Raw genomic sequence first — 17,223 nt, forward strand, 5'->3', positions numbered from 1 at the left:
GTACGTGATCGGCATCTTTCAATGAATTTTTAACTCAGGACACTAGACACGCCCGCGCCGCCGCGGCGCGTGCCGTTCTACCGCATGGTGTGCGAGTTCAACCTGCGCCCGGACCTGTACCTGCATGTCACGCGTGTGCCGCCGGAGTGGCCCGCCGCCTACCGGCAACTGTCGCGCTTCGGCGATGCGGGCCGGCGCCTGATCGCGCGTCATCTGCTCGACGCGCAGGCCGTCGCGCGACTCACCGACTTCGACGCCGCCACCCCGCTCGCACGGCTTGCGCTCTTGCCTGGCGCCGCGCTCGAACAGCTCGCGACGTATGCAGGCTTGCTGCTGCACCGACACTGGCTGCGCGACGCGTTGCAAGTGCGTCGCGTGCGAGCCGAAATCGTCGCGAAAGTCGGCGCGGATGCGTTGGCGCTGACGCTCGAACGCGCGCCCGAATTCACCACGCTAGGCGACACGCTCGAACCGTGGGCCGCCGATCCCGCTGTACTGCCGGCATTGATTCGCGCGCGCGGCGGGCGTCTGGTCGCCGACTTCATCGCCGCGGCGGGCGTGCCGGTCGAGCGCCGCGTGCGCCTGAAATTCAATCGCGCGATCGACGACGAAGCACCCTATCTGCTCAATCACGCACAGCGCGACCAGTTCGGCGAGCTGCTGTTCCTGTTTCTGATTCCCGAGAGGTTAGCGACATGGGATTGGCTTTTCTGATTACCAGCGACAACCTGCAATTGCTGTCCGAGCGCAAGGTCCTCAAGGAACGCGAATACGCGGCACTGCTCGATGCGTCGGCGGTAATCGCAACGGCGCGTGAGGAAGCCGAGCGGATCGTCGCCGCCGCACAGCGCGAGTTCGAAGCACGCCAGGCGGCTGGCTATGAAGAAGGGTTGCGTCGCGCGCAAAAGGAATACGCGGCGCAGACCTATAGCCAGGCGTTGTCCGCGGCGAAAACGATGGAGTCGATGAAAGACTCGATGGCGGAAATCGTCGTCAAGGCCGTGCGCGCGATCGTCGGCGAAATGAAACCGCAGCAGCTTTACGAAGCCGCGCTTACCCGCATCATGCCGCTCGTGCGCGACGAACCATTTCTGATCGTGCATGTCGCGCCGGGACGTAGCGACGAGATGAAGGAGGCGCTTGCCGGTGCATTCGCCGGACAGGCACTGTCGCAGAAGATTCGCGTCGTCGAAGACGCGCAACTCGCGACCCGGGCCTGCATGGTCGAAACGCCATCCGGGCGCATCGACGCGAGCCTCGATTTGCAAATCGACGCGCTGCGCCAGGCGATCCGCCGCGAACCGCTCAAAGGTGCCGTGCGATGAACGCCTATAGCGGCGGCGCCGCGAATCCCGACGATGATGACGACGCGCTATCGCTCGACAGTGGAAGACTGGTTGGCGATCTGGATGCAGGGCTCGCGTTCTTCTCGCCGGTGTCGGTACAGGGACGCGTGAATCATGCAGTCGGTCAGATTCTGAATGCCACCGGCATCCGCGCGCGGCTCGGCGAAATCTGCGAATTGCGCACGCCCAATCAACCGACGCTGCTCGCCGAAGTGGTCGGCTTTTCGCGGCAAACCACGCTGCTTACGCCACTGGGCGAGGTCGCCGGTCTGTCGCCGGAAACCACCGTCGTGCCGTCCGGGCGCGAGCATATGTTTCCGGTCGGCGCGGCCCTGTTCGGCCGTGTGCTCGACGGGCTCGGCCAGCCGCTCGACGACCGCGGCCCGGTGACCGGCGCATGGGTATCGACCCAGCAGTCGCCGCCCAATCCGCTGGCGCGCCGGATGATCGACACGCCGTTCGCGACCGGCGTGCGGGTGATCGACGGCCTGATGACGCTCGGCGAAGGACAGCGCGTGGGCATCTTCGCGCCGTCGGGTGTCGGCAAGAGTACGCTGCTCGGCATGATCGCGCGCGGCGCGAAGGCCGACGTCAACGTGATTGCGCTCGTCGGCGAGCGCGGCCGCGAGGTGCGCGAGTTCATCGAACATGCGTTGTCGCCCGAGGTGCGCGCGCGCTCGATCCTCGTCGTCTCGACCTCGGACCGGCCGGCGATGGAACGCGTCAAGTCAGCGCTCGTCGCGACCGCGATCGCCGAGCACTTTCGCGATGCGGGCAAGCGCGTGCTGCTGCTCGTCGATTCGCTGACGCGCTTTGCGCGCGCGCAGCGCGAGGTCGGCCTCGCGAGCGGCGAGCCGCCGACGCGGCGCAGCTTTCCGCCGTCGACCTTCGCGGTGTTGCCGCGTTTGCTCGAACGCGCGGGACAAGGCGCCACCGGCTCCATCACGGCGCTTTACACGGTGCTGGTGGAAGGCGACGAAGAGTCGGACCCGATCGCCGAGGAAGTGCGCTCGATTCTCGACGGCCATATCGTGCTGTCGCGCAAGATCGCGCTCGCCAACCGCTATCCGGCGATCGACGTGCTCGCGAGCCTGTCGCGCGTGATGCCGCTCGTGACCACTGCGGTGCATCAGCGTGCCGCGGGGCGGCTGCGCGAACTGCTGGCGAAATATCAGGAGATCGAACTGCTGGTGCAGATCGGCGAATACCGCGAGGGCAGCGACCGGCTCGGCGACCTCGCGCTGCGCGCCCGCGATGCGTTGAGCGCCTTCTGCGCGCAGCCCGCCACCGAGAACGCTCCGTTCGATGCGCTGCTCGCGCGTCTCACTCGCCTTGCCAACGATCATGTCTGAAGCCGACGACACTGCTGTGCTCGCTACCCTCGCCCGTCTGCGGCGGGTACGCGAGATGCGCTCGCAACTGGCGCGCGTCGCGGCCGCGCGCCAGCAAGGCATCGCCGCGCAAAGCCGCCGCGCGCTCGACGACGCGCAACAACGCCTGAACCAGCAGGTGGCGCTCAAGGCGGCGATCCAGCAGCGCCTGATAGACGGTGTGGCCGGGCATGTCCCTGCCGGCTCGGCGCGCGCACTGCAGGAAGCGGCCGCCGACACGCGCACCGCGAATCTGCAGATCGGCACCGCCACGCAATCGGTCGAACAGGCCAACACGACTCACGACGGCCACGAAGCCGAACTCGCGCAACTGCAACGTGCTGCAAGGCGCGCAAAAGCCGCTGAAGACAAGCTCGAGAAAGCCGGCGAAAAAGCGCAACGCACGCTCGCCGCGCGCATCGAACGCGCCGCCGAAGAAGTCGCGGACAGTCATGCGATCCGCGGTTTTTCATCTGGGGCACCCTTCGCGAGCGAAGCGGATCATGCAACGACTGCACCGGCAACCGAGCCCGCTGCCGAAGAAGAAGTCCCGTCACAATCCGACACCCCGCCCTTCCCCCACCCCGACAGCCGATGCTAGACCAGGCGCAGAATTTCAACGACATCGCTGCGGGCGCGAGGCCGATTATCTTCGTGATGCCGCGCCTCCTGCCGATCATGCTGATCGTACCGGTCTTCAACGAGCAGATCGTGACGGGCCTCGTGCGCAACGGTCTCGCGGTTGTGATCGCCGCGTTTGTCGCGCCGGTCATCGACCCCGCGCAGATCGTCGATCTGCCGTTCCTGATCTGGTGCCTGCTCGCCGCAAAAGAAGCGCTGATCGGCATCCTGCTGGCCGGCGCGATGAGCGCGGTGCTGTTCGCGATCCAGGGCGTGGGCTATCTGATCGACTTCCAGACCGGCAGCGGCAATGCGGCCTTCTTTGATCCAATGGGCGGCCACGACGGCGGCCCGACCTCGGGCTTCCTGAACTACGTCGCGATTACGCTATTCGTCACGGCGGGCGGCCTGCAGATGATCGTGCAACTGTTCGCGCAGTCCTACACGTGGTGGCCGATCGGCGCGCTGACGCCGAACCTGTCCGCGGTGCTCTCCACCTTCATCCTGCGCCAGACCGATGCGGTGTTCGTGTGGATGGTCAAGCTCGCCGCGCCCGTCGTGATCGTGCTCGTGCTGGTCGAAGCGGGCATCGGACTGATCGGCCGCGCGGTGCCGCAACTGAATATCTTCACGTTCTCGCAGCCCGTGAAGAGCGCGCTCGCGATGCTGATGATGGTGATGTTCATGCCGCTCGTGTATGCGTCGCTGCACGCGCAGTTGAGCCCCGACAGCGGCATGATCGCGCTGTTGCGGAGCTTGCTGCGCAGCGCGCCGTGAAATCACTTCCGTCAGGACAGACACAAAAGACGCACACGCCATGGCCGAAAAAAGTCAGCAACCCACCGCCAAGCGGCTGCGCGAAGCGCGCGAAAAAGGCGACGTTCCGAAAAGCGCGGAGACGATTTCGACTGCGGTGTTTGTCGGCGTCTGTATTGCGATAGTAGCGGGCGGTGCGCAGATTTTCGCGTACGTGCAAGCGTTGTTCCGGCTCGTGTTCGAGGCGAGCGGCGCGTCCGATCCCGGCGCGCGTATCGCGGTGCTGATCGACGGCGCCGCGCATGCGTGGCTGCGGGCGTCGATCGTCTTTGTCGGCGTTGGCTTTGCCGCCGGCGTGCTCGCGGGTTTCGTGCAGGTGGGCGGCGTGATGGCGTGGAGCCGGCTCGTGCCGTCGCTCGGGCGCATCAATCCGGCTGAAGGGTTGAAGAATCTATGGTCGCTGCGCAACCTCGTCAATCTCGCGAAGATGCTGCTGAAGACCACGCTGCTGATCGCCGTCCTCGGCTGGCTGATCTACGCGTCGCTCGATCCCTCGGTGCAGTCCGGCTTCACACGGCCGCTGTCGATTCTCGCGCTGCTCGCGCATCTGCTGGTCATGCTATTCGGCTGGGCCGCGCTCATCTTCATCGTGATGGCGTTGATCGATATCGTGCATCAGCGTTTCGAGTTCAGTCAGAAGATGAAGATGTCGATCGAGGAAGTGCGGCGCGAGCGCAAGGAAGACGAAGGCGACCCGCATATCCAGTCGCGGCGCCGCATGATCGCGATGGAAATGCAGCTCGCGTCGCTGAATGACAAGATCGGCTACGCGTCGGTGGTGGTGTATTCGTCGCGCGTGGCGGTGGCGCTCTATTACGGCGGACTCGGCACGCTGCCGTGGGTGCTCGCGCGCGGCGAAGGCGAAGTTGCCGAGCGGATCGTCAAGCTCGCGCAGACCGAGCTGCGGCCGACACTCGCAAACGTCGGGCTCGCTGAAGCGTTGTACGAAACGACGCGTGAAAACGGCACGATCGAAGCGCACCACTTCGAAGAAGTGGCGCGTTTGCTGAAGTGGGCGAAAGGCACCGGCTAGCAATGGGGCCAGCTCCTAGCCGACAATGATCGTCTGCCCCGGGTCAATCGACGCCGGATGTTTCGCCACTGACGGATTGAGCTGCAGAACCTCATCGAATGCCATTGCATCCTGCCGGTTACGCGACATCTTCTGCTGGTCTGCCGCCGAAACATGCGCGGCGTCCAGCAGCGAACGCCGGTTGCGATCGGCGATCACCCACAGCGAATCCCCCTCAACGACGAAGTACTGCTTCGGCTGGTTCGACGGCGGAGTCGTAGACGGACTACCGGTCGGCGCCGGTTGCGTGTACGACGTCGAACCAGGCGCGGGCGCAGACTTCGATGGCGGTGTCGACGGCGATGTCGACGTCACGCCAGCCCCCGGAGTCGGACTGACCGACGGCGCCGTGGGCACACCCGACGGCAGCAAACCCGGCGCCGGGCTGGCTGACGCCCCCGGCTGCTGCAAATGCTGCGTATTGCCCGGATTCTTCGTGTTCTGACTCGACCCGCCGGACAGGAGGCTCTGAATCAGCGTGCCCGCGAAAATACCCACCGGCGCGAGCGCCAGCACAGTCGGGAAGCGCTCCATGCCCGGCGTCGCGTTGGGAAACTGGGTGTGCAACCGCCCCGCACCGAGAATCGTCGCGGAGGTGATCGCGAGGCCGCCCAGTACCGGATGCCCTTCGCCGATCTGCACGATGGCGCTCGCAAAGCCAGCCGCCGAGGTCACGTAGTCGCCGGCCGCATCGACAAAACGGGTCACGCGGCTGCGTTTGTCGGCGTTGACCTCATGCGCGTTGCTGAGATAAACGAGACTCGTGTAAGTCATGCCGAGCGACGCCCCGAGCGTCGTCAGCACAGGCGCGAGCACGCCGTGATGCGCGGTGATGGTCGCGATGTTGGTCGCAATCGTCGCCGAGTAGCCGACGATCGCGGCGCCGCGTCCAATCAGGCCGACCGCATGACGCGGGCTGCCGTGATGCAGGCGCTTTAGCGACGTGCCGCCCACCACGCCCTGCATCTGCGCGAGCATGTCCGCCGCGACAGCTTTCGTGTGCGTGACCGTGTCGTCGAACGAAAGCCGGCCGTCGTTGTTCATCGCCCGCAGTTGCGCGGCTTTCAGCCGGCCTTCCTGCGCGATCAGCGACAACTGACTGACGCGCGCCTCGTCAAGACTGTTCGCGCCCAACTGCGAGCGCAAACCGCGTTCGAGCCGGCCGACCACCGCATCGAACACGCGCGGGTCACCGTTTTTCAGACTGGCGACGGCGCCCTGATGCAATGCCTGAAACACCCGGCCCGCCCGCGTGCCGACGAACAGCGAGGTCGCCGTATGGTGCAGCCCTTCGCTGCCGAACGTATGCAACAGGTTGAGCGAATTGCCGCCGAGCACCAGTGCGGACGGTGTACCCACCGCAATCAGACCGCCCGAGCGGAGCCGGTTGCGCCAGCCGCGCGCGCGCGCGTGCACGCGTAGCGCATGCAGTTCGGCCCCGGCGCGCTGTTCCGGTGCAATCGACTGCGAGCTGAGTTGGGCCGCGGCTTTCCGGCTTGCGCTGATCGGCTTGGTGTCGTCGTAGCGTAATGCCGGATCGGCGACCACCGCACGCCAATGTTCGGCCGGGTCCGTCGTGCCCGCCTTTTTCGCGGACAACGTCTTCACCTTCGGTGCGCTCACCTGCGCGCCGATTTCATTCTTCCCCCGTATCGAGAACGCGCGCGCGAGTTTTTCGGTGCGGCCGCGCGGGGGGTTGCCACTGGCCGTCCAGCCCTTCTCGGCATAGTCGATCGTCGCGAGGCGAGCGCGGTTCAACAACGCGGTTGTGTTGCCCTCGTAAAGCTGCCGATGCAGCGTGTCCAGTTGCTCCGGCGTCATGCCCTGAGCACGGCCGAGCCGTTCGACTTCGGCGAACAGCAACTGATGCTGGTCCGCAAGCGCCTGAGGACTGACACGCTCGAACACGCGCGTGAGCGCATCGGCGCCATGCAGCCGCGCGAGTTTGCCGGGTTCGCCGTGGTAGTCGACGATCAGCTGTGCAAGCGCCGTGGTGAGGTCCTGGTTCGCGATAAAGTCGGCGCCGTGCGTGCCGTACGACAAACCCATGTGAACCCATTCCAGGCTCGGCCGGTCGAGCACGGCCTTCAGCAGTGCCACATGACCCGCGCCCGGCACCGATTCGGGCACCGAGTCCCAGCCGTGGAACGTGACCATCACCGTCGGCGCGCGGCTGTTCGGATTGTCTTTCGCCCACTTGTCGAGCGCGCTGAAGGTCCGCACGAAGTCGTGGTACGTGTCGTTGGTGCCCGCCTGGAAGCGCTGGTCTTTGCCCGACACGAGCGCGCGCGACGGCGCGGTCTCGAGACGGATCGCAAAGCCCGCTTCCGTTGCCTCGTCGAGCCAGCGGTGCAGATGATGCAGATCGTCGAGCGCGAGCGCCTCGCCGCCAGACCCAGCGGCCGGCTCGATCACGCCGTTTTCGCCATCGAAGCTCGCGCTCGCCTGATCGCCGAGCGCTCGCACTTCTCGCAGGAAGGCCGGGTCGTGCGACTGGCCGAGCGCGGCCGCGAGCGAATGCGGATCGACCACGAGCGAGACCATCGGCAGCACGCCGCCATAACGCCTGATCTGCGCGGTCATCAAGGCGGGATCGTCGCGCAACGCAAAAGCGCGCGACATCGGCGCGATACGGTCCTGAATGGCCGGGTCCGAACGCACGAACATCTGGATCATGCGCAGGTCCGCCACGTTGGCGACGCCAAAGCGGCGCGCGAGGGTCCTGATCGGTATCGGTGCAAAACGCGATGGCGTGGTCGGGACATCGCGCGCGACGTAATGCCTGTTGCCGAGCGACTTCCACATCGTAGGATCGGCCATCACGGTCTGCCGCCCCGCGGCGTTCAGCTGGAGCTGCTCGTCGGCCGGCCCGCGGCTGCGCGCGTTGAACGCCTTGATGCGGCCGAGTTCGGGGAACCAGCGCTCCAGTTTCGCCGCGCCGTAGCGCAGATTCGATTCCACCACCGTGGTGGTCGACAGACCCGGCTGATACGGCTCGATCTGCAGCGACGCCGCTGCGGCGGCACGCGCCGTACGCTTTTTACCGCCGTTGCCGCCTTTGTTGCTCGCCTGCAATGCCTGCAATGCCTGGGTGAGCGTATTGATTTCACCCCTGACGCCGTCATAGGTTGCCTTGATGCGGGTGGCTAGCGCCTCGAATTCCGGCGAATTCTTGCCGAGTGCGTCCGCCTGCTTCCATTGTTTCTTCAGCACGCGCGCCCGTTCGTTCAATGTGGCAAGCCGCGTCGGCGTCGTATGCTCCAGAAACTCGTCGGGCTTCAGACGCGTCAACAGAAAGTGCACGTTGGCGCCATACTGCCCCCGGCCCACCGGCATTTCGTCGAGACTGACACCCGGCTCGTTGACATTGCTGGCCTGTTCCCGCTTGTCGAACCAGCGCAGTTCGCTGTCGCGTGTGGCGATGATTCCACGCGGTGTGCCGAGCGTTTCGGCAATCGGGCCTTCGGTGTCATACACGTAGATGTAGTGCTCGGCGCCGACGCTTTTCTGGTCGACGGCGCGCAGCAGATGCAGCGCGTTATGGCCGCTGAAGTCGATCACGCTCAGCGGTTTTTCCGGCGACGGCAGCAGATTCAACTCGACCAGCGGATTGCTTTCGCCAGCCGGTTGCGTGGGCTGCGCGAGCGCCTGCTGCCGGCGCAGCAGGGTCACGGCCTTACGCGCCGCCGTAGAGACCCGCGACGCGCCGTTGCGCACCCCTTCTCTGCCTTGCGCGAGCCTCAACTGCCCGACGTCGCCCGCCTTACGGCGCGGCTTCTTTTCCGGCTCGGTCGAATTCTTCTTCTCGGCCGGCTCAAAGCCGCCGACCCGCGCGACCGCCGCCGGCTCGCGATCGCTGACAATAAAGCTCACACCGCGCCGGCCCGCGCGGCCAACCGGAATGCGGCCCGCCCGGCGCCGGAACGCCGCGCTCAGTTCGTGTTCGGGGATCACCGTGTCGGCAACCGGCGTCGTCTCGTGATAGATCCATTGGTGAAGCGCATTGCGCTCGGCATAGCCGAGCACCTTGCCGGTTTTATCCTCGACCGCGTAGATTTTCTGTTGCGCGTCGACCGCCTGTCCGGCGAGCTTGGGACGCTTGAAGCGGGGCGCGTCGGCCAGCGCGGCGACGTCCTGCGTCAGTTGCGAATCGATCGGCTTGCCGGATGCGGCCACCTGCCAGGACTGCTTGTCGTTCGACGCCTCGATCTTTGCCGCGCCGCCAAAGCGCGCGAGTTCATCCGCGGCGACTGGCGATACGTAAAAATCGTACTTCGTGCGCTCGGCAGCAGCAGTGGGAGCGGACCGGTTCAGCGCTTTCGTCAGTGCGCGCGGCACGGTTTTGCGCTCCAATGGCTGCGGCCTCGTGAGCTTGCCGTGCTCGTCAGTTGCAAGCTCGGCCACGAACTGCGGCTGCGGATGCTCCGCGTCCACAACTGGCCTTGCGCCATGCTTCGCGACCAGAATGTGCGCGCCGCGTCCCGCTTGCCGGGCCAGGTCCTCGAGTTGCGGCACATGCGCGCCGTCGATCCGGCGCAGCGTCCGCAGATCGTGTTCGTCGAGCCATGCCGCCGCGCGCGTTTCGTCGGGTGTCAGTGCGGGCGACTGGGCAGCGGTAGTCGTGGCCGGCGCGTTCGGCGTGCCGGCATTCGGGTTAGGTGCCGGCATCGCGCGCGGCGCGGCGCCGTTGGCAATTTCAGCGGCCTGCTGCTCATAGAAGACCCGATAGCTCGGATGGCCTGGCAACGACGTGCGCACGTCGCCGAATACATTCGCGAGCCGTTCCACCGACGCGGGATCGTCCGCGCTGGCGCGGCCGTATTCGCGTTCGATCGCATCGGGCAGCTTGATCTGTGTACCGATATCGACACGCCCATCGGTTGCGGCCTTGATCTCGTCGCGCACAGCGAAAGCGTTCAACTGCGCGCGTGCTTCCGCGCGCAGTGCGCTCTGCGCGAAAGCTGGTGTACTGCTGTAGTCGAGTGCGAGCTTGCCTTCGATGGCCTCGACAGCATGGCCCGCCTCGTGCGCGAGCACATAAACCATCGCGCCGGCCTGCTGGAATTTGCCGTCGATGACGATACGCCGGTTATGCGCATCGACCTTGCTGCCCTCGCCCGCGCGTCCGCGCACGACCTTCCAACCGTCCTGTTTCCAGAGCCGCATCTGTTGCGTAAGCAGTTCCGAATGGCCGATCAGATCGAGCGCCGCGCGCGGCAGCGGCGCGCCGCCGAAGCGCATGCGGATGCGTGTGATGAGCGACGGCTTTTGCGCGAACGCACCGGGTTGCGCGATCTCTTCGGCGTCGGGGTGCGCGAGTTCGATCTCGCCGCTATCGATGCCGTCCTGCACACTCTGCTGCACCGCATCGATGTCGTCGAGCGTGCTCAGATGGCGCAGCCGGTCGTTAAAGCCGACCTCGCCCGGGTCGCTGACCAGCACGTCGCCGTCGCGCGTGATCATCGCCTGGAAGTCGATATCGATCTCGTGCCGCGCGACCACGTCGCGAATCTGCTGCAGATGGGCGAGCCCCTGGCGCGAGATACGCGCCGGCAATTCGCCGTCCTCGATTGCATGGGTATGCATGATGCCGAGCGGCCGGTACAGAACGGCAACGCGATTGAACGCCGAAAACGGACCGCTCATCGACAGGGTGCGCAAGCCGAAACGGCGCAGCACCGCAAGCGCGTTCAACTCAGCTTCGGCCGCCTGCCGATGGAAGTCAGCATCGTAGCGCGGTCCCTTTTCGAAGACGCCAAGCGCCGCATCGTGGCCGAGCTCGAACACCATCTTTTCTGCACCATAGCCAAGCACAGCGCCGGCATGCTGTTCCGCATCGAGTCGCTGCGCCGGCTCGCCGTCGCGGTAGACACCGCGTGCGTCGGCCGCGAGTTCGCCCAGATTGGGCGCGCCGAACGGCGCCGGGTCGTAGCGGGTCAACGCGCTGGCGTCGAGTAGCGTACCGTCGGCGGCGATGGCCTCGGCCGGCGGCACGTAGATCGGCTGTTGCCACAGATTCGCGAGTTCCGCTGCATGCTGCGGACTCGCATGGCGGGCGGCGAGGATCACGCGTACGTCGTCGCCGGAAAACGTGCGGCCGAGATCGAGCGTGAAGCCGCGCGCGTCGACCGGTACTCCGTCGAGCAACAACGTGCCGTCCGGCGCGGTTTCCGCATGCACGACGATCAGATCGCGATCTTCGTTCTTCGAAGCACGGCCCGATGGCTCGCGTTGCAGCGTGCTCAGGTCCGGCACGTCTGCACCGAACGGCGACGCATGATAGGCACGGGCACGTGTCCACTCGATGCGGTCGGGGAACGAGGCGGTGCTCTCGCTTGTGCCGGCTGTGGCGTGTGTATTGGCGGTGTTGCTGGTGTCACTGACTCCACCGGTATCGCCTGTGTCGCTGACGTCGCTGGTATCCCCGTGATCGCTCATGCGAGTCTGCGCCGTAGCCGCCGGTGTGACCGGTGTGACCGGTGCGCCCGGCTTCCCGGCGGAACCCGGCGTGCCGACGCGCGTCAACCGCGCCTTCGCCAGCTCGATGTAATCGTCGATCATCTTCAGGCTGCTCGCGCTCGGCTGCGCACCTTCAGTAACCGATTCGAAGTCCGCCAGAAAGAACGTCCCGTCGCGGCTGACCAGAAACTGCAAATCGCCGATCGCGACATTGCGCTCGACCATCCAGTCGCGCGTCGCGGTAAGGCTTTCGATCGACTTCGCATTAAAGAGGCTCGTGTCGTACACGGGTGTGCTCGGCGCACGCTGCCCATGCAACGCGGTCTCCCGTGTCAGCGGCCGGTCGGCGGCACGATATGAATCCATCACCAGCGCATCGTGCCCGTGGATGCGCCCGACGCCGTCGATCCGTGCCACATAAGGCGCACCCAGCGCTGCGAGCTGCTGCGTCTTCGCGATCATGTCGTGGGGATCGTCGACCACCTCGGGCTCGTCGATATCGTCTTCGAGCCGCTCGATCGGGTCGAGCTCGCGATACACGACCACCGTCTTGTCACCGAGCTGCAGCGCGGTCTTGTACGCGCCGATGCCGCGCAACTGTCCGAGATGCGCTTCGGGGTCGATCTGACGACGCGTGCCATCCGTACCGGTCACATGAAATGTGCCGCTTTGCGCATCGAACTCGACGGACCCGGTCAGGCCCGAGCTGATCGGCCCGGGCGTCAACATTTCCCACTCGGTCGGCGCATCGATGCGCGGCGCGAACACGTGCACGCCGGTGATATTGGCGAGCTGCTGGGCACGCGCGCGCGTCACGTCACTCGGGCGCGAGAACGGCAACGCGATGGGGTCGCCGCCGCCCTCGAGGCGGCTCGCGAAGAAGCGGTCGTCGAGCACAAGCCGGTGCGGTCCGGTGTTCAGCAATTCCTCGGCAAAACTCAGGCGCGTGGCGCTCTCGAACGGCGAGCGCGCGAGCGCCCGGTTAAGACCCGCGTCAAGCGCACGGCCGTATGCTTCCAGGCCTTCGCGCGTCGTCGGCAATGGCTCAGGCACGGTGGGGCCTTCGCCGGGCTCGTGAGACTGCGGCGCGGGCATATGCCGCGCGGCGCGCGTCGGGAAGCCTGCCGGGTCTGGACGCGCGCGGTCATACGCTTCGTTGTAGAACTGCGCATACGTCTTGCCGGACGTGCCTGAGACGGGCGCGTCGGCGAACGCTTGCGTCAGACGCTCGACCGTGCCCGCATAGTCGTCGGTGGGCGTCCATGCGTCCGCCTCGCGCTGGATCGCGTCGGGCAGGCGCACGTGCGCGGCGATATCGCCGCCGCCCGCCATGTCGATTTCGTAGCGCGCTTCGAATGCATTGATCTGCGCGCGCGCTTCGGCTTCAAGCGCTTTGCGCGTAAAGCGGCTGCGGCCGCTGTAATCGAGGCCGCCGTTGCCGTCGATCGCCTCGACCGCATGCTTTGCTTCGTGCGCGAGCGCATAGGTCATGCTGCCCGGCTCACGCAAGCCGCCGTCGAGCGTCACGCGTTTTTTCTTTGCGTCGATCCGGCTGCCGCGACCTTCGCGACCGACCTTCACGCGCCAGCCTTCGTCGTTGAGCATGCGCAGTTGCTGCGACAGCGTGCCCGACTGCTGCGCGAGCGCGCTCACTTCATTGGGCAGCGGCGCGCCACCGAAGCGCATCTGCAGACGCGCAAGCAGGCCGGCCTTGTTGCTGTCGACCGCCGGTGCAGTCTCTTCCATTTCCGGATGCGCGAATTCGATGCCGTCGGTGTCGGCCTCCTCCGTCTCCGTCGGTTTCTGGCTATCGCGGGCCTTGCCGGCAGCCTGAGTGTTGACGTCTTCGTCGCTCGTGCGGCTCGGGTCTTTCGGCACATACAGACCGTTGCGATAGGTTTGCGGCGCATCGGTCGCGCGCGGCGCCTGCGCATCGGCGAGCGCCTCCGAACCCGCGACGTACAGGCCGCTTTCGCGCAGTGTGAGCCCCTGTGCGTCGGCCAGTGCGCGCGGCGCGGGATCGAAACGGATAAAACCACTGGCGCCGCGAATCGTGCCGTCGGCCGCGAGCGCGTTGCGCGGCGCGACGAAGACCGGCTCGTTCCACGCGTTCGCAAGCTCCGGTGCAATCTTCGCTTCCTCGCTGCCTTCCATCAGAACGATCGGCTTCGCAGCGGATGCCGCGGACGCCGCGGACAAGCGCGCCGCCGGTGCCGTTTCGCTTTCCGCGATCGGTTGCCCGTCCGGGCCGAGCAAGGTGTTGTTGCTCCTGCTGGCGTCGTTGCGCACGACGTACAGCGTGCTGCCGTCATAGTCGCGCGGCTCAATCAGCGGTGCGCGCGTCAGCGGCTGGCCGCCCGGCACCCCCGTGTCGGTTTCAGGTGCAAACGGCGGCGCCTCGGTAGCATTGAGCGCGGTCCACGCGACGCGCTGCTGGAACGTCGTCGGACTCGCTTCGTCCACGCCGTTTCCGGCGAGCGGATCGTTCGCACGCCGCCATACGATCGCATTGGTTTCGCTGCTGCGGAGATTCGCGCTGTCGGTCAGATGCGCTTCCTCGTTGGCCTGCTGACTGCGCTCGTGGACTTCCGCCGAGCTGCGCAGTCCCTCGCTCATCGACTGCGTGGTACCGACGGTGTTTTCCGTCAAGCTCGTCTCTGCGTTCTGCGTGGCCTGGCGCGTAAGCGGATCGGCGGTGTCACTGGCGGGCGGCGTAGTCGTTCGCGGTGCGGTGGGTTCGGTCGGCTCGCTGCTTGACGGCGTGCTGGCATTGCGGCCAGCCAGTTGCGCCACAGTCGCGGCCACTTCCTGCGGCGTTTTCAACTCGCCGGGCCGGCTGAGCGACAGATTGTCCGACAGCTCGAGACCGCCGGATTCGTCAACCGTGACGCGCTCGCCCGTGTCGTACGAAGTCAGCTTCACCTGCCGCAGCGGACCGCTCTTCGTCGGATCGACGACCGAGATGGTGCCGTCGTCGCCGAGCACCGCCGACGCGCCGGTTTCCTTGCCGCGGCCCGTATAGCCGTCCGCATTGCCGCGATTGAGCACGCGCACCGGCATGCCGTCGTAAGTCAGCACCTTGTTGCCGACCTGCAGCGTACCGTCGCTGCCGACCTTCACGGTTTTGCCGTCGAGCGTGGCGATATTGCGATCGAGCGTCAGCGCGTCGGTGCTGGTATTGGCGAGGCGCTGCACGCGCACGGACTGATCGCCGAGCGTCAGATTCGTCTGGCCGTCTTCGGTGCGCGCCGCAAAGTCCAGACGGCTGCGCACGATGCCGGTCGAGGTCGCCTTCAGCACATCATGCCCTTTGACCAGCGCCACGTTCATCACGAGCGACGAGACGTCCTGCGCGATATTGCCGTGGCCTGTCACGACGTCGTAGCTGAGCTGTCCACCGGCCTCGACGGCGCCACCGAATGCGCTCGCTTTGGCGCCGAACTTCGCGGCCGTGTTGATGACGCTGGCCGCCTTGCCGGAGTCCGCGCCGAGTGCGGTCACGCCCTTGGCGAACAATTCGGTGCCGGTGAATTTCGCGGCGACTTTCTCGGCGCCCGCGGCGCCGACCGGAATCAGGTTGATGTAGTCGGCACGCGCGCCGGCATCGAACGGACTGATCGTGCGATCGTGATCGACCCGGTTCCCGAGGTCGTAGACGGAGTTCGCCATGGCCGCCGCCGACGCGCTATAAATCATGGTGGTGCCGATCGCATTCAGCGAGACGCCGAATGGCAGTCCGACGCCCGTCGCATCGAGCACCCCACCAGCCACATCGAGCACGATCCCGCCGACCAGCGTGCCGAGATTCAGATTGCTCGCGCCGAGCGTGTGCAGCGTGCTTTCCCAGAAACTGTCGTGATGCGCGGCGCTCGACTTCACCTGCAGCACGCCGTTGTTGTAACCGGTCGCGATATCGACGGTGCCGTCAGACGACAACTGATTGTTATTGATGTAGTCGTCGATACTCGAATACTTCGCGCCGCCGTCGTCGACATAGTGTTCGTCGCCGCCGTCCTTGTTCGTGACCTTGAACAGCGCGGTCGTCGACATGCCGCTGTCTTTCGACGCATAGACGATCGGCAGGATGCTCACCTGGGCGTCGTTGCCGCCCACCTTGTGAATTTCGTTGTAAACGGTGTTGATCGTTTTCAGCGCGTCGCCGTCGTACTGCACGCCGTCCGCGCCGGGCTGCTGCGCGGTTTGCAGGCCGAGCGCCTTGCCGATCAGATTTTTCTGGTCCGTCGCGCTGGTGGCGCCGAAGTTGTAAGCCTGACCCTTGTTGGTGCTCGCACTCGCGTTACCGAGCATCGATTGCGACAATTCGCTGCGATGCGATTCGTAAAACTGGTCGAGCGCCTTCGCGTAATCGGCCTTGTCCGAATCGGTCACCGGGTTCAGCAGATTGTCGCTGAGGCCCGCGTTGAACTGGTCGAAGAGCACCTGGTCGTGCGCGCCATCGGACATCAGTTGCAGCTGGTTGACCTTGTTGTTCGCCGCGTCCAGCGCGGCGCGCGCATCCGACAACTGTTGGGTGTACGGATTGATCTGATACGGGCCCACCGACGTGAGCAGCACGTGACCCGACTCGCCATGCCGGGCGACATTGACGAACGGTCCGTCGGCCGCGCCGCCGTGCTGACTGTTCCATGTGTCGTATTGCTGCTGGACCGTTTGCAAGGTGCTTTTCGCGCCGGTCTGATCGCTTTGCGCCGCATTCAGTGCGAGTTTCGTCGCCTGGTCGTTGACCGAATCGGACAGGCGCCCGTCTGCCGCACGCAGCGCCGACGCCACGGTTTTCAGGCCCTTGATTTCGAGCGGCGTCGGATCGTTGACCGCACACATCGTGCGATGGTCGTACTGGTTCTGCAGGCCGTTCGCGGCATCGTCGTATTGCGATGCGAGCGAGTTGCCGTAGGCGGCCACGAAGCTGTCGTGCGCGAGACCCGCCTGGGTCTGGTCGGCAGAGAGCTTCGCGTAGGCGTTGCCCACGTCGGTATCCACTTGCGGGTCGACGATCTGCGAGTTCGGATTGGCCTTGTGCCACGTATTCGACGCGCTCAGCGCGTTGTTGTAGTCCGTCTGGTCCTGATCCACCTGACGGTTCGCGGACAGCATTTGCAGATAACCGCCGCTGGTCTGCGCGGCCGTTTGCGCGCGGGTCAGCAGATTCTGCTGCTGGGCCACCGTCGTGGTCATGACCGTCGGGCCGAACTTGCCGGACACCGCGTCGAAAGTCTGCTGCACGTCGGCGAGCTGCGAGGCGTCGCTCGCCGCGCTCAGGCAGGCATTCGCGTAGTTGGCATCGTCGGCGGCGCTGTTCAGGTTGGTCTGCGCCGTGCTTGCGTCGATAGCGGGCGGTGCGTTGACCTCGAGGCCGAGCGGCGCGAGCTTGTTGTTCAGGTTCGCGAGGCTCGTTTTCATCGCGTCGCTATAGTCCGGGTCCGACGCATGCGACTGCAGTTGTGCGTAAGCCAGATTCGAATTGGCGACGTCGGCGCTATAGCGGCTGTTGGCCTTGGCGAGGGAAGCATCGGTTTTT

At 65.7% G+C, this 17,223-nt stretch carries 7 protein-coding genes; 6 read left to right on the forward strand and 1 reads right to left on the reverse strand.

Features of this window, described 5'->3' with window-relative positions; all coding sequences use genetic code 11:
* Window positions 1-84 precede the first annotated feature (84 nt).
* From VFE81_RS24020 to VFE81_RS24045, 6 genes are read left to right on the forward strand one after another with little or no spacing between them, the layout of a single operon-like run.
* Entirely contained in the window at window positions 85-714 is a 630-nt protein-coding gene (locus VFE81_RS24020; RefSeq protein ID WP_414695648.1) for a SctK family type III secretion system sorting platform protein, read from the forward strand.
* Window positions 696-1,325 carry a type III secretion system stator protein SctL gene (gene sctL, locus VFE81_RS24025; RefSeq protein WP_325046972.1) on the forward strand — a complete coding sequence of 210 codons (630 nt, stop codon included), beginning with the start codon at window positions 696-698 and terminating at the stop codon, window positions 1,323-1,325. Before VFE81_RS24020 ends, sctL begins: the two co-directional genes overlap by 19 nt.
* The gene (locus VFE81_RS24030) at window positions 1,322-2,698 is read left to right on the forward strand and encodes a FliI/YscN family ATPase (RefSeq protein WP_325046973.1); all 1,377 of its coding nucleotides are present in this window, start codon (window positions 1,322-1,324) and stop codon (window positions 2,696-2,698) included. The genes sctL and VFE81_RS24030 overlap by 4 nt, the downstream gene beginning before the upstream one ends.
* Window positions 2,691-3,317 (forward strand): hypothetical protein, encoded by a 627-nt coding sequence (locus VFE81_RS24035; protein WP_325046974.1) that lies wholly within the window; start codon window positions 2,691-2,693, stop codon window positions 3,315-3,317. The genes VFE81_RS24030 and VFE81_RS24035 overlap by 8 nt, the downstream gene beginning before the upstream one ends.
* Complete coding sequence (sctT, locus tag VFE81_RS24040; RefSeq protein WP_325046975.1) at window positions 3,311-4,114, forward strand: type III secretion system export apparatus subunit SctT; 804 nt, start codon at window positions 3,311-3,313, stop codon at window positions 4,112-4,114. Before VFE81_RS24035 ends, sctT begins: the two co-directional genes overlap by 7 nt.
* A 40-nt stretch (window positions 4,115-4,154) precedes the next feature.
* Window positions 4,155-5,186 (forward strand): EscU/YscU/HrcU family type III secretion system export apparatus switch protein, encoded by a 1,032-nt coding sequence (locus VFE81_RS24045; RefSeq protein ID WP_325046976.1) that lies wholly within the window; start codon window positions 4,155-4,157, stop codon window positions 5,184-5,186.
* Window positions 5,187-5,201: 15 nt separating this feature from the next.
* On the opposite strand, the gene VFE81_RS24050 is transcribed toward VFE81_RS24045, so the two are convergent.
* Window positions 5,202-17,105: an LWXIA domain-containing protein gene (locus tag VFE81_RS24050; protein WP_325046977.1), complete on the reverse strand. Its 11,904-nt coding sequence runs from the start codon at window positions 17,103-17,105 to the stop codon at window positions 5,202-5,204.
* Between the last annotated feature and the right edge of the window lie 118 nt (window positions 17,106-17,223).

Origin of the sequence: Paraburkholderia sp., from assembly GCF_035656215.1 — a bacterium.
In the GTDB taxonomy this organism is placed as follows: domain Bacteria; phylum Pseudomonadota; class Gammaproteobacteria; order Burkholderiales; family Burkholderiaceae; genus Paraburkholderia.

Bases quoted from the DNA above. Each gene is read 5' to 3' on its own strand.
- sctT (WP_325046975.1), top strand. From the start codon at position 3,311: ATGCTAGACCAGGCGCAGAATTTCAACGACATCGCTGCGGGCGCGAGG.
- VFE81_RS24020 (WP_414695648.1), top strand. From the start codon at position 85: ATGGTGTGCGAGTTCAACCTGCGCCCGGACCTGTACCTGCATGTCACG.
- VFE81_RS24045 (WP_325046976.1), top strand. From the start codon at position 4,155: ATGGCCGAAAAAAGTCAGCAACCCACCGCCAAGCGGCTGCGCGAAGCG.
- sctL (WP_325046972.1), top strand. From the start codon at position 696: ATGGGATTGGCTTTTCTGATTACCAGCGACAACCTGCAATTGCTGTCC.
- VFE81_RS24035 (WP_325046974.1), top strand. From the start codon at position 2,691: ATGTCTGAAGCCGACGACACTGCTGTGCTCGCTACCCTCGCCCGTCTG.
- VFE81_RS24050 (WP_325046977.1), bottom strand. From the start codon at position 17,105: ATGAAAACGAGCCTCGCGAACCTGAACAACAAGCTCGCGCCGCTCGGC.
- VFE81_RS24030 (WP_325046973.1), top strand. From the start codon at position 1,322: ATGAACGCCTATAGCGGCGGCGCCGCGAATCCCGACGATGATGACGAC.